Origin of the sequence: Agromyces agglutinans (assembly GCF_009647605.1) — a bacterium.
GTDB lineage: Bacteria > Actinomycetota > Actinomycetes > Actinomycetales > Microbacteriaceae > Agromyces > Agromyces agglutinans.
Map to the genome: position 1 here is coordinate 22,739 of NZ_WJIF01000015.1, position 13,519 is coordinate 36,257.

Here is a 13,519-nt window from a genome sequence, read left to right on the forward strand (position 1 = left end):
GGCCGTCACCGCCGGCAGGATCACCGCCGGCCGCGTCACCGCCGGCCGCGTCACCGCTGGCAGTTCGGGCACCAGTAGGTGACGCGTTCGGCGAGCTCGGTAGGGCCGAGTTCGCCGCGCTCGATGGGCGTGCGGCAGCGCCGGCAGGGTTCCCCTCCTCGGCCGTAGACCCACAGGCGTTCGCCGCGACGGTCGACGCCCGTCGTCACGCGCGCGATCCGGTCGCGGTTCGCGACGATGAGCCGGCGGCCGAGGTCGATGATCGCCTCGGGTTGCGGCACTTCGGCGACGGGCCGGTGCGGCCGGATGCCACGGAGGAAGCACAGTTCGTTGACGTAGACGTTGCCCAGGCCCGCGAGGTTGCGCTGGTCGAGCAGCGCAACGGCGATGGGCACGTCGGGCGCCGCGGTCAGGCGTCGCAGCGCCTCCGCGGCATCCCAGTCGGGACCGAGGAGGTCGGGGCCGAGGTGGCCGACGACCTCGCCCTCGCGCTCGCGCGGCGCGACCTCGAGGATGCCCAGCTCGAAGCCGACGGCGACGGCGTCGGCGTTCTCGAGCACGGCCCTCGCGAGGTGGGCCGGACGGTTCCATCGCTCGCCGGGCCGGAACACCCGCCAGGTGCCCTCCATCTTCAGGTGGGAGTGGATCGTCTCGTCGCCGGCCCGGATGAGCAGGTGCTTGCCCCGCGCGGCGACCTCGTCGACCGTGCGACCCGAGAGATCGACGGTCGCGTAGCGCGGGACGCGGAAGTCGGTGCGAGTGAGCACGCGGCCCACGAGCGCGCGGCGCAGCCGCGCCGCGGCCTGGAAGACGGTGTCACCCTCTGGCATCGATGCGCAGGCCCCTCGGCGTCTCGGAGAAGCCGGAAGCGCTGAGGGCTGCGCCGACCGGGGTGCCGATGACGAACGCGCCGTTGACGCTCTCGACCGCCAGCCGCCGGACGCGACCGGTGCGGACGACGCCCGCGATCGCCTCGGCCGCCGCGCCGAGCAGCCGCTCGTCGTCGTGGTAGGCCAGCATCGTCTTGCCGCCGCGCTCGACGTAGAGCACCAGCTCGCCGTCGGCGAGCACGACCATCGCCCCGGCCTTGCGCGCGGCGCGGTGCGAGCTCTCACCCGGAGGCTCTGGCCAGGGCAGCGCGGCACCGTACGCGTTCGCCGGATCGGTGGCCGCGAGCACGACCACGCTCGAGCCGTCGCGCGCCGCCGCCGACCCGACCCCGCCCGAGCCTCCGGCGTCGGCGGGAGCGGTGAGCCCGTCGGCCCGATCGGCGTACCCGCGCAGCCGGTCGACCGCGCCCGGGGCGGCGAACTGCGCCGCGCCCAGGCGTTCGACGAAGTACCCCCGGCGAGCGCGGCCCGAGTCCTCGAAGCCGCTGAGCGTGCGGTAGACGAGCGCGAACCCGCCCACGACGCCCTCGGCCACCGCGGTGCCCCGGGTGACGAGGCCGTACCGGTCGAGCAGCGTCTCGCCGAGCAGGTGCGCGCGACGCGTGGCGTCGGCGTCGGGCACGGGCAGGATCGACCAACGCCCCGCGACCGACGGCGGACCGGTTCGGCTCGGCAGGTTCGCCATGGTCGTGCGCGGCATCGACCGGCCCCGGAGCATCCGCGACCGTGGCGCCGCACGTCGCGCCTTGTGCGCGCTGCGCCCTCCGGCGATGAGTGATCGCACCGGCGCGAACGTGTCGTTGGTGACGAGGCCCGCCCAGGCGAGCCCCCAGAGGGCTTCGACCAGCTCGTCATCGGCGACCGGCTGGTCGAGCTCGCCGAACCGGCCGACCGCATCGGCGAGCTGCCGGAAGAAGTACGCGCCGCCCGACCCGAGCGCGACGAGCACCTCGCGCTGGAGCGCGGTGAGCTCGGGGTCGGGCGGCGGGTCGAGCGAGAGCGGCGCGCCGTCGGCCAGGTGGAGCTCGACCCAGCCGTCGTCGCCCGCGAGCGCGCCGGCACCCGCCCAGAGCACTTCTCCCGTGGCCATGAGCTCGTCGAGGATCGCCGGGCTGTAGTCGGACACCCGAGCGGGAAGCACCAGCGACTCCCACGCCGACGCGGGGAGCCGAGCGCCCTCGAGCTGTTCGACGACCGCGAGGACGCCGTCGATGCCCCGCAACGGACGGCCGATGTGCTGCCACTCGGGCAGGAACCGGGCGAGCACGCGCTGCGGCACGGGTTCGACCTCGTGCCGCAGGGCCGCCAGCGATCGGCGACGGAGCCGGCGCAGCACCTCGGCGTCGCACCACTCGGTCGACGTGCCGTGCGGCCGGAACTCCCCCTCGACCACGCGTCGTTCGTCGGCGAGCCACCGCAGGGCGCCGCGCGCCACGGCCACGCCGATGCCGAAGCGATCGGCGACCTCCTCCACCGCGAACGGGCCGTGGGTGCGCGCGTAGCGGCTGACCAGGTCGCCGAGCGGGTCGCCGACGTGCTCGGCGAACGCGACGGCGACGCCCGGCGGCACCGGCACGCCGAGCGCGTCGCGCAGCCGCCCGACGTCTTCGACGGCCGCGACCTGCTCGCGGCCGGCGAAGTTCACGCGAACGACGCGTCTCGCGTCGAGGAGTTCGGCGACCGCGGCGATCGGGTCGGTGTCGTCGGTCACCCTCACGGCGATCTCGGCGTCGGAGAGCGGGCCGAGCACGCGCAGGAGGTCGGCGACGCCCTCGGCCTGGCGTACACGACGATCGTCGGCCAGCCGCTGGAGTTCGCGTTCGGTCTGCTCGATGACGCCGGGGTCGAGGAGTTCCCGCAGCTCGACCCGGCCGAGCAGCTCGCCGAGCAGCGCCGTGTCGATCGCCAGTGCGGCGGCCCGCCGCTCGGCGAGCGGCGAATCGCCCTCGTACATGAACGCGCCGACGTAGCCGAACAGCAGCGAGCTCGCGAACGGGCTCGGGGCTTCGGTCGTCGTCTCGACGAGCCGCAGCCGGCGCGCGGCGACATCGCGCGCGAGTTCGGTCAGCGCCGGCACGTCGTAGACGTCTTGGAGCACCTCGCGCACGGTCTCGAGGATGATCGGGAAGGTCGGGAACGCGCTCGCGACCTCGAGCAGCTGCGCCGACCGCTGGCGCTGCTGCCAGAGCGGCGAGCGGCGACCGGGCTGGTAGTTGGGCAGCAGGAGCGCGCGGGCGGCGCACTCGCGGAACCGGCTCGCGAACAGCGCGGACCCGCCGACCTCGTCGGTCACGAGCTGTTCGAGCTCATCGGGCTCGAAGACGAACAGGTCCGCGCCGGGCGGATCGATGCCGGTGTCGGGGATCCGCACGATGATGCCGTCGTCGGCGGCCACCGCGGCGCCGTCGACACCGTGGCGCTCGCGGACGCGCGCGGCGACCGCCAGCGCCCACGGTGCGTGCACGGGCATGCCGAACGGCGAGTGCAGGATCACCCGCCAGTCGCCGAGCTCGTCGCGCGTGCGCTCGACCACGAGGGTGCGGTCGGTCGGAAGGTGGCCGGTGGCCTGCTGCTGGTCGGCGAGGAACGCCAGCAGGTTCGTCGCCGCGTACGCGTCGAGCCCGGCCGCCGCGATGCGCGCACGTGCGTCGGCCTCGTCGGCCGCCGCGACCTCGCGCATGAACGCGCCGAGTGCGCGGCCGAGCTCGGCCGGGCGCCCGAGCCCGTCGCCCTTCCAGAACGGCACCCGGCCCGGCTGGCCGAAGGCGGGCACCACGTTCACCCGGTCGAACGTGATCTCCTGGATGCGCCAGCTCGTGGCGCCGAGCGCGAACACGTCGCCGACGCGCGACTCGTAGACCATCTCCTCGTCGAGCTCGCCGACGCGGCGCCCGCCGGCCTCGTCGCCGACGAGGAACACGCCGAACATGCCGCGGTCGGGGATCGTGCCACCGCTCGTGACGGCGAGGCGCTGCGCACCGGGGCGGCCGACGAGCGTGCCCTCCTCGCGATCCCACACGAGCCGCGGCCGCAGCTCGCCGAACCGGTCGGATGGGTACCGGCCCGCGAGCAGGTCGAGCGTCGCCTCGTAGGCCGAGCGCGGCAGGGTCGCGAAGGGCGCGGCCCGGCGCACCGCGCCGAACCACCCCTCGACGTCGAGCGGATCGAGCGCGGCCGCCGCGATGGTCTGCTGGGCGAGGATGTCGAGCGGGTTCGCCGGCACCCGCATGGTCTCGATGGCGCCGCCGAGCATGCGCTCGCTCGTGACGGCGGCGTGCACGAGGTCGGCGCGCTGCTTGGGGTAGATGACCCCGCGCGAGACCTCGCCCACCTGGTGGCCGGCCCGCCCGAGCCGCTGCAGGCCGCTCGAGACCGACGGCGGCGACTCGACCTGGACGACGAGGTCGACCGCGCCCATGTCGATGCCGAGCTCGAGGCTCGAGGTGGCGACCACGCAGCGGAGTCGCCCGCTCTTCAGGTCGTCCTCGATGTCGGCGCGCTGCTCCTTGCTCACGGAGCCGTGGTGGGCGCGCGCGAGCACGGGCGGTGCGCCCGTGGTCTGCCCCGACTGCGCCATCAACGCGGCGGGCGGCGGGGCAGCCGCCGCCGCGACCAGCAGCGCTTCGCGTTCGGATGCCTCGAGCGAGAGCTCGTTCAGGCGAGCCGTGAGCCGTTCGGCCAGTCGCCGCGAGTTCGCGAACACGATCGACGAGCGGTGCTGGAGCACCTGGTCGAGGATCGCCTCCTCGACGTGGGGCCAGATGGAGCCGGTGGCATCGTCGCTCGCCGGCAGCTGCGCCATGTCTTCGACGGGCACGACCACGCGCAGGTCGAAGCGCTTCTCGCTCGGTGGGGCGACCACCTCGACCGGGGCGCTCGCGCACAGGAAGCGCGCGACCTCTTCGACCGGGCGCACCGTCGCCGACAGCCCGATGCGCTGCGCCGGCTTCGGCAGCAGGTCGTCGAGCCGCTCGAGCGAGAGCGCGAGGTGCGCCCCGCGCTTGGTCGCGGCGACGGCGTGGATCTCGTCGATGATGACCGTCTCGACGGTTCGTAGCGTCTCGCGCGCCTGCGACGTCAGCATGAGGAAGAGCGATTCGGGCGTGGTGATCAGGATGTCGGGCGGCGTGCGCAGCAGGGTGCGGCGCTCGGCGGCCGTCGTGTCGCCCGAGCGCACGCCCACGCTCACGTGCGGCGGCTCGATGCCGAGGCGCTCGGAGACCCGCGCGATGCCGGTGAGCGGCGCCCGCAGGTTGCGCTCGACGTCGACGCCGAGCGCCTTCAGGGGCGAGAGGTAGAGCACGCGCGTGCCGGGTTCGGCAGGCGGCGGTTCGGTGTGCAGGCGGTCGATCGCGGAGAGGAACGCCGAGAGCGTCTTGCCCGAGCCCGTGGGTGCGACGACGAGCGAGTGCGCGCCTCGGCCGATGGCGGCCCAGGCCGCGGCCTGCACCGCCGTGGGCGCCCGGAACGACTCGGCGAACCACGTGCGCGTGGCTTCCGAGAAGGCGTCGAGCGGCGCATCCACGGTTCCATCCTGCCGTGCCCCGCCGACATCCGGCCCGGCCATCAGCGGATCCGCCGCCCGGCGACCGATACCCCACGACCGGCGAGTGCGACCGGGTCAGGCCGGACTCGCTCCAGCGGCCAGCGCGCGCTCGACCGCCGCGACCGTGCGGGCAGCCTGCGCGGCATCCGTACGCCAGTTGCTCACCGAGAACCGGACGACGGTGCGATCCCGCCAGCGGGAGGTCATCGCGAGCACATCGCCATCGCCCCACAGGCGTTCGCTGAGCGCCGCGGTCGTCGCGTCGTCGCCCAGCGCGACGCACACCTGGGTGAACACGACGTCGTTCAGCACCTCGACGCCGGGAAGCTCGGCGAGCCCGTCGGCGATGGCTCGCGCTGATCCGGTGAGGCGGTGGACGAGGTCCGCGACGCCCTGCCGGCCGAGCGAACGCAGCACGGCCCACGTCGGCACGCCGCGGGCGCGCCGCGAGAGCTCTGCCACCTTCTCGTGCGGATCGGCGCCCGTGCCGGTCGCCTGCAGGTAGCTCGCCTGCATGCTGAGCGCCCGGAACATGGCCGAGGGTTCGCGAACGATCGCGACGCCGCAGTCGTACGGCACGTTCAGCGTCTTGTGCGCGTCGGTCGACCACGAGTCGGCGCCCGCCAGGCCGGCGGTGAGGTGCGCGGAGCGCGGGGACGCAGCCGCCCACAGCCCGAACGCGCCGTCGACGTGCACCCAGGCGCCCGCGGCATGCGCGACCGCCACGGCTCCCGAGAAGTCGTCGAAGGCGCCCGAGTGGATGTTTCCCGCCTGCAGCACGACGAGGGCCGGCCCCTCCCCGGCGGCGAGCACCTCCTCGAGGCGGTCCACCCGGATGCGTCCCTGGTCGTCGGCGGGCACCGCCGTCGGCTCGCCGAGACCGAGGTAGCGGCCGGCGAGGTCCACCGTGCCGTGGCGCTCCGCGCCGACCACGAAACGCACGCGCGGGCCCCCCGCGAGCCCGGAGACCGCCGGGTCCCACCCGACCCGCCGGAGCACCTCGTCTCGACCGGCGGCCATCGCCGCGAACTGCGCCATGGTCGCGCCGGTCGCGAAGCCCACGGCGCTGCCCGACGGCAGGCCGAGCAGGTCCACGATCCACTCCCCCGCCAGTTCCTCCGCCGCCGCCACGCCGGGCGTGATGTCGCGGAGCCCGGCGTTCTGGTCCCACGCTGAGACGAGCCAGTCGGCCGCGAGCGCCGTCGGCTGCGTGCCGCCCATGACCCAGCCGTAGAACCTCGGCGAGCCGATCGCGAGCAGGCCCGGCTCGATCGCGCCGGCCAGCCGCTCGATCACCGCGGCCGGCGGCTCGCCGACATCGGGCAGTGCCTCGCCGAGCGCGGACCGGACCTCCTCGGGCGTCGCCCGCGCCGGGATGGGCCGCTCACCGAGGCCGGCCAGCCATTCCGCTGCCGACCGCCGCGCGAGCTCGAGCACCTCGCGGTAGTCCTCGGGTCCGCCGGAGCCGCCCGGTTCGTCGTCGGCTCCGCGCTCGTGGCCGTCGTCCGGATGCATCGCCGCACCTCGCGTTCCGCGCGCCTGCGCACTCCGATCATCCGCTCGCGCTCGGCGCGCGTCAACGACGGCCGCGGATCGACGGCTACGCGGCGCGGCCGCCGACGAGCTTGACCGCGAGCGAGTCGACCCCGGTCGCGATCGCCTCGTCGTCGGCCCAGCGTCGCGCGAGCCGAGCCGTCGTGGCGTCGAGCTCGTCGCGCGTGAGGCCCTCGACGAGCACGAGCCGCACCACGAGCTCGGGCCCCGCGAGATGCGCCTGCGGGTCGCCCGGCACGAGTTCGACGCCGAGCACCGCGAGCTCGGTCGCGATCGACCGCTCGAACGCCGCGATGACGGCCTCGGACTCGAACGGCGGCCGCCACTCGTGCGACTGCGCGACCGCCCACACGGCGGGCCGGCGCAGCACGAACTCGTCGTCGGGCGACCCGGGGTCGAGCACGACGAGGTCGGTGCCGTCGTCGGCCGCCGCGAGCGCGACCCGCACGCCGTCGGCGGGAACCGGCCGTGCGACCGGGTTCCAGCGGGACATCGCCGCGACCGAGGAGAAGACGGGCAGCACCCGACGACCGTCGGGACCGGCGACCGTGACGATCGACAGCTCCTGGCTCTTCTCGACCGCGTGGCCGTGCGCCCCGACCTCGGTGCCACCGTCGCCCAGTTCGGCCAGCAGCGGGATCAGCAGCCGTGATCCGGCGAACGCCTGCACGACGTCGGCCTGTCCGGCATCGCCGGCGCGGAATCTCCGGATCGCGGCTTCGAGCGCGGGCGGCGCGCTGCCGTCGTCGGCGGCGTGCCGGTTCTGCTCGAACGCGCGGCCCGCCCACGGCGTGCCCGCCGAGTCGGCCGCGCCGCCCGGCCCGGTCGGTCCACCGACCGGCCCGCCTGCGGGAGCGCCGTCAGCGGGACCGCCCCCGGGGCGCCCGGGTTCGGCGCCCGGCTGCCCCGGCTCAGTGCGAGGCGACATCCAGCGCCTCGGGAAGCGTGAACGCGCCCGCGTACAGGGCCTTCCCGACGATGGCGCCCTCGAGCCCGAGTGGCACGAGCTCGCGCAGCGCCGCGATGTCGTCGAGGCTCGAGATGCCGCCGGAGGCGACGACCGGGCGGTGCGTGCGGTCCATGATCTGGCGGAGCAGGTCGAGGTTCGGCCCCTGCAGGGTGCCGTCCTTCGTGACATCCGTGACGACGTACCGGGCCGCGCCCGCCTCCTCGAGGCGGTCCATGACCTGCCAGAGGTCGCCGCCCTCCTTGGTCCAGCCGCGGGCGGCGAGCGTCGTGCCGCGCACGTCGAGGCCGACCGCGATGGCCTCGCCGTACTGCGCGATGACCGAGGCCGCCCACTCGGGGTTCTCGAGCGCGGCGGTGCCGAGGTTGATGCGCTTCGCCCCGATCGCGAGCGCGTGCTCGAGCGACGCGTCGTCGCGGATGCCGCCCGAGAGCTCGACGTTCACGCCCCTGACCTGGCGGATGACCTTCTTCAGGATGCCGGCGTTCGAGCCACGGCCGAAGGCCGCGTCGAGGTCGACGAGGTGGATCCACTCCGCGCCCTGGTCGGCCCAGTCGCTCGCCGCGTCGACCGGATCGCCGTAGTTGGTCTCGGTCCCGGCCTCCCCCTTGGTCAGCCGGACGGCCTTGCCGCCGGCGACGTCGACGGCCGGCAGGAGCACCAGCCGCGGGGTCTTGTTGAACTCACTCATCACTGTCCTCGAATCGGAAAGCCACGCGATCCGCGCGACGTTCGGCACAGTCACAGCATCCTAGTCTCGTTGCGCGGGCACGGCCGACCGATGACGCGCGACGGCGCGGACGAGTCGATGCGGCCGCATCGCGAGGGCGCCGCGGCGGAGACCTCAGCCCAGCGTGCCGATCCAGTTGCCGAGCAGGCGGATGCCGGCTTCCGACGACTTCTCGGGGTGGAACTGCGTCGCGGAGAGCGGCCCGTTCTCGACGGCGGCCAGGAACCGGCCGCCGTGCTCGGCCCAGGTCACGGCCGGCCGCGGGAACGGCGGCATCACGTCGAGCGTCCACTCCTGGGCCGCGAACGAGTGCACGAAGTAGAACCGCTCGTGCTCGATGCCGGCGAAGAGGGCGCTGCCCTCCCCCGCGTCGACGGTGTTCCAGCCCATGTGCGGAAGCACGTCGGCCGGCAGTTCGGTGACGGTGCCGGGCCATTCGCCGAGGCCCTCGGTGTCGACGCCGCGCTCGACGCCGCGCTCGAAGAACACCTGCATGCCGACGCACACGCCGAGCACCGGCCGCCCGCCCGCGAGCCGCCGGTCGATGATCTCATCGCCGCGGACCGCGCGCAGTTGGTCCATCACGGCCTTGAACGCGCCGACGCCGGGGACGAACAGCCCGTCGGCCTCGAGCGCCGCCGCGCGGTCGCTGGTCACCTGGACCTCGGCGCCCGCGCGCTCGAGCGATTTCGCGGCCGAGTGGATGTTGCCCGAACCGTAGTCGAGCACGACGACGCGACGCGTGCGGGTCACAGCGCACCCTTCGTGGAGGGGATCCCGACCACGAGCGGGTCGAGCGCCTTGGCCTGCCGGAACGCGCGCGCGAACGCCTTGAACTCGGCCTCGGCGATGTGGTGCGGATCGCGGCCGCCCAGCACCGTGACGTGGACGGTGAGCGCGGCGTTGAACGTGATCGCCTCGAATACGTGGCGGACCATCGAGCCCGTGAAGTGCCCGCCGATGAGGTGGTACTCGAAGCCGTCGGGCTCACCCGTGTGCACGAGGTACGGACGGCCGGAGATGTCGACCACGGCCTGCGCGAGCGCCTCGTCGAGGGGCACGAGCGCGTCGCCGTACCGGGAGATGCCGGACTTGTCGCCGAGTGCCTGGCGGATCGCCGTGCCGAGCGCGATGCCGACGTCTTCGACGGTGTGGTGCACGTCGATCTCGATGTCCCCGCGCGCCCGCACCGTGAGGTCGGTGAGCGAGTGCTTGGCGAACGCGGTGAGGAGGTGGTCGTAGAACGGCACGCCGGTCTCGATGTCGCTCGTGCCGGTGCCGTCGAGGTCGATCGACAGGTCGATGCTCGACTCGCTCGTCTCCCGCTGCACGCGTGCCGTGCGGTGGGGCTTCGGGGAGGTCATGTCGCCATCCTATTCAGGGGTCGTTCGATCGGGTCGGGCGTTGCGATTCGAGACGGCGGCTCGAGCGGGTTCGTGGATGCCGCCGGCTCAGCCGGCGTGCACCGGGGCGAACACCGCGATCGCCTCGAGGAAGGCCGTGGTCTCGGCCTCGGTGCCCGCGGTCACCCGCAGGCTGCCGGGCAGGCCGATCTCGCGGATGAGGATGCCGCGCTCGAGCAGGGCCGCGAAGACCGCGTGCGGGTCGTCGACGCCGCCGAAGAGGACGAAGTTCGAGCCGCTGCGGTACGGCCGGAAGCCCATGCGGGCCAGTTCGGTCGTGATGCGCTCGCGCTGCGCGCGGATCTCGTCGACCATCGCGAGCATCTGGCCCGAGTGGGCCAGCGCGCCGAGCGCCGCGGCCTGGGTGAGCGCCGAGAGGTGGTACGGCAGGCGCACGAGGCGCAGCGCGTCGATCGCGGCGGGGTCGCCGGCGAGGTACCCGACGCGCGCGCCCGCGAACGCGAACGCCTTGCTCATGGTGCGCGAGACGAGCAGGCGCGGCCGGCCCGGCAGGAGCGAGAGGGCGCTGACCGTGCCCTCGTCGGCGAACTCGTGGTACGCCTCGTCGACGACCACGATGCCGTTCGCCGCATCGGCGACCGCTTCGATCGTCTCGAGCGAGAGCGGCGTGCCGGTGGGGTTGTTCGGCGCGCAGAGCAGCACCACGTCGGGGTCGTGCTCGCGCACGGCCGAGACGGCGGTCTCGGGGCTCAGCTCGTAGTCGGCGTCGCGGGGCGCGCCGATCCACGCGGTGCCGGTGCCCGATGCCAGCAGCGAGTACATCGAGTAGGTCGGTGCGAAGCCCAGGGCCGCGCGGCCGGGCCCGCCGAAGGCCTGGAGCACGTGCTGGAGCACCTCGTTCGAGCCGTTGGCCGCCCAGATCTGCTCGGGCGCGAGACCGTGGCCGAGGTAGCCCGCGAGGGCCGTGCGCAGCTCGGTGAACTCGCGATCGGGGTAGCGGTTGAGGCCGAGGATCGCGGCGGCCACGCGCGCGACGATGTCGTGGGCGACGGCTTCGGGAATGGGATGCGTGTTCTCATTGACGTTCAGCGCGACGGGGACGGCCTGCTGCGGCGCGCCGTAAGGCGACTTGCCGCGGAGGTCGTCTCGGATGGGGAGGTCGTCGAGACTCGTCACCAGATCATGCTAGCCGCGCCGTCGGTGCCCTCAGGGCGCGGACGGCAGTGCCAGCTGCTGGCCGGGCTGCACCACAGCGGACTCGAGGCCGTTGATGCGGAGGATGTCGGCGATGACCTCGCGCGGATCCTCGTCGGGCGCGATCGAGAGCGCGAGCTCCCACAGGGTGTCGCCGTAGCCCACCGTGACGACCTCGAGGGCCGCGCCGCCCGCCCCGGTGGAACCCCCCGCCGCGGCGGGACCCGCGCCGAGGATCGCGATGACCGCCCAGAGCACGAGCGGCAGCGCGGCGAGCGAGGTGAGGACGACGCGCCCGCGGCGCGTGAGCCGGAGCCGGGTGCGCGGCTCGACGGGCGGCGTCGAACCGGCGCGCGAGCGTTCGGAACGGTCAGCGTCGACACGACCGTCGAAGCCGGCGAAGCCGTCGAATGCGGTGAGTGTGCTCATGGTTCCTCCCGTGCGTCTCGAACTCGAACGATGAAGCGAGCCGCACCCGGCGCTCGGCCGGGAGCGCCGGATGCGAAGCTCTGTTCCGAATGTATCTTCGAATGTCATACTTGGCAAGACCCCCGCCTCCCGGTCGATTCCCCCCGCCGATCTGCGACACGCTCGAACAGATGTTTGTCGCGCGCCCGCGTGGCGGATACAGTTTCGAATGTCCGACACCAGTCGAGCAGACACCACCGACATCCGGCCGTGCAGCCGGCCGCAACGAGGGGCGAACCGTGAGCACCGACATCGACCGCACGTCCGAGAGCGGTACCACGCGGCGGCGCAAGTCCCTGTCCGCGAAGCAGGTCGCCATCCTCGAGATGATCCAGCGTTCGGTCGCCGGCCGGGGCTACCCGCCGAGCATGCGCGAGATCGGCGACGCCGTCGGCCTCTCCTCGCTCTCGAGCGTGACCCACCAGCTCAACCAGCTCGAACTCGCCGGGTACCTCCGTCGCGACCCGAACCGGCCCCGCGCCCTCGAGGTGCTCATCGAGCTGCCGGGCGGCGGCGAGGTTCGCGACGCCTCGGCGGGCTCCGCGGCGCCGGTCGGCGACGCGGCGATGGTGCCGCTCGTGGGCCGCATCGCCGCGGGCGTGCCGATCACCGCCGAGCAGCAGATCGACGAGGTGTTCCCGCTCCCCCGCCAGCTCGTCGGCAAGGGCGAGCTGTTCATCCTCAAGGTCGTCGGCGACTCGATGATCGACGCCGCCATCTGCGACGGGGACTGGGTGGTCGTGCGATCCCAGAAGACCGCCGAGAACGGCGAGATCGTCGCCGCCATGCTCGACGGCGAGGCGACCGTGAAGGTCTTCCGCCAGCGCGACGGCCACACGTGGCTCCTGCCGCGCAACAGCGCGTTCGAGCCGATCCTCGGCGATGCATCCGAGGTGCTCGGCAAGGTCGTCGCCGTCCTGCGAACCGTCTGAACGATCGTCGCGGCGGCGGATGCCGTCGCAGCGGCGTTTCCGGCGATCGACGCGGCGATCCGACGACCGCCGCGGCGGTCTACGCCGCCTTCGGCAGCGCCGTGAGCCAGCCGATCACGGCATCCATGAAGCCGGCGTGGTCGTCGCGGAACACCGTGTGCCCGGTGCCCCTGACGGTCTGCACGGTCATGCCCTGGCCGCGCAGACGCGCGGCGACCTGCTCGGTGATCAGCAGGCTCTTCTCGGCGAGCAGCACGAGGCTCGGCGCGACCAGTCGGACCGGCGGCACGAGCGGCCGCGTGTCGGTGAAGCCCAGGATCGTGCGCTTGTCCCAGTCGCGAAGGGTCGCGAGCTCGATCTCGACGTCCTCGGCGTGCCACTTCGGGTTCATCTTGACGAGCGCCGTCCGCCGCGGCCGGGGCGCCATCGCGAAGAACAGCTTGAAGGCGGCACCCTTCAGCCCCTTCGGGAAGGCGAACGCGGGGTCGATGTAGATGGCCGCGCGCGGTGCCATCCGGTCGGCGACGAGGCTCGCGACGAGGCCGCCGAGCGAATGCCCCATGACGACGTCGGGCGTGCCCTCGATGAGCGGCGCGACCGTCTCGACGACGTCATCGGCCCAGGCAGCCGGCGAGTAGCGCACCGCCCTCGGACTGCGGCCGTGGCCGGCCAGGTCGACCGCGAGGACCCGGAACCCGTGCGTCTCGAGCTCCGAGGTCACCCGATGCCACGCGCGGGAGTCCGACATGATGCCGTGGATGAGGATCGCGGTTCGCGGACCGCTTCCGGACTCGGTGACCGCCAGCTGCATGCGACGACCGTAGCCGCCGCACCTGAGCGCCCGCCGCCAACCGCCCCGAAGCCGGATGTGAGC

11 protein-coding genes are annotated in these 13,519 nt (G+C 73.7%); 1 reads left to right on the forward strand and 10 read right to left on the reverse strand.

Features of this window, described 5'->3' with window-relative positions; genetic code table 11:
• Nucleotides 1–50 precede the first annotated feature (50 nt).
• The 9 genes from GE115_RS17245 to GE115_RS17285 form a co-directional block, all read right to left on the reverse strand.
• Entirely contained in the window at nt 51–830 is a 780-nt protein-coding gene (locus tag GE115_RS17245) for a DNA-formamidopyrimidine glycosylase family protein (RefSeq protein WP_153686002.1), read from the reverse strand.
• Entirely contained in the window at nt 817–5,415 is a 4,599-nt protein-coding gene (locus GE115_RS17250; protein ID WP_312855328.1) for an ATP-dependent helicase, read from the reverse strand. The genes GE115_RS17245 and GE115_RS17250 overlap by 14 nt, the downstream gene beginning before the upstream one ends.
• Nucleotides 5,416–5,511: 96 nt before the next feature.
• On the reverse strand, nt 5,512–6,951 hold the full coding sequence (locus GE115_RS17255) for a pyridoxal phosphate-dependent decarboxylase family protein (RefSeq protein ID WP_153686004.1): 1,440 nt from the start codon (nt 6,949–6,951) through the stop codon (nt 5,512–5,514).
• 85 nt (nt 6,952–7,036) lie between these two features.
• Nucleotides 7,037–7,918, reverse strand: coding sequence for an SseB family protein (locus tag GE115_RS17260; protein ID WP_153686005.1), 882 nt, complete (start codon nt 7,916–7,918; stop codon nt 7,037–7,039).
• Nucleotides 7,902–8,648: a bifunctional 1-(5-phosphoribosyl)-5-((5-phosphoribosylamino)methylideneamino)imidazole-4-carboxamide isomerase/phosphoribosylanthranilate isomerase PriA gene (gene priA / locus GE115_RS17265; protein WP_153686006.1), complete on the reverse strand. Its 747-nt coding sequence runs from the start codon at nt 8,646–8,648 to the stop codon at nt 7,902–7,904. The genes GE115_RS17260 and priA overlap by 17 nt, the downstream gene beginning before the upstream one ends.
• A 153-nt stretch (nt 8,649–8,801) precedes the next feature.
• Complete coding sequence (gene hisH / locus GE115_RS17270) at nt 8,802–9,440, reverse strand: imidazole glycerol phosphate synthase subunit HisH (RefSeq protein WP_312855329.1); 639 nt, start codon at nt 9,438–9,440, stop codon at nt 8,802–8,804.
• Nucleotides 9,437–10,051 carry an imidazoleglycerol-phosphate dehydratase HisB gene (gene hisB, locus GE115_RS17275; RefSeq protein WP_153686007.1) on the reverse strand — a complete coding sequence of 205 codons (615 nt, stop codon included), beginning with the start codon at nt 10,049–10,051 and terminating at the stop codon, nt 9,437–9,439. Before hisB ends, hisH begins: the two co-directional genes overlap by 4 nt.
• Before the next feature lie 87 nt (nt 10,052–10,138).
• Nucleotides 10,139–11,227 (reverse strand): histidinol-phosphate transaminase, encoded by a 1,089-nt coding sequence (locus tag GE115_RS17280; protein WP_312855330.1) that lies wholly within the window; start codon nt 11,225–11,227, stop codon nt 10,139–10,141.
• Nucleotides 11,228–11,257: 30 nt separating this feature from the next.
• Entirely contained in the window at nt 11,258–11,674 is a 417-nt protein-coding gene (locus GE115_RS17285; RefSeq protein ID WP_153686009.1) for a LysM peptidoglycan-binding domain-containing protein, read from the reverse strand.
• Nucleotides 11,675–11,952: 278 nt separating this feature from the next.
• On the opposite strand from GE115_RS17285, the gene lexA reads away from it, so the two are divergent.
• Nucleotides 11,953–12,645 (forward strand): transcriptional repressor LexA, encoded by a 693-nt coding sequence (lexA, locus tag GE115_RS17290; RefSeq protein WP_376765732.1) that lies wholly within the window; start codon nt 11,953–11,955, stop codon nt 12,643–12,645.
• Between the two features lie 79 nt (nt 12,646–12,724).
• Here the strand turns inward: lexA and GE115_RS17295 are convergent, their stop codons facing one another.
• Nucleotides 12,725–13,456 carry an alpha/beta fold hydrolase gene (locus tag GE115_RS17295; protein ID WP_153686011.1) on the reverse strand — a complete coding sequence of 244 codons (732 nt, stop codon included), beginning with the start codon at nt 13,454–13,456 and terminating at the stop codon, nt 12,725–12,727.
• Nucleotides 13,457–13,519 lie beyond the last annotated feature (63 nt).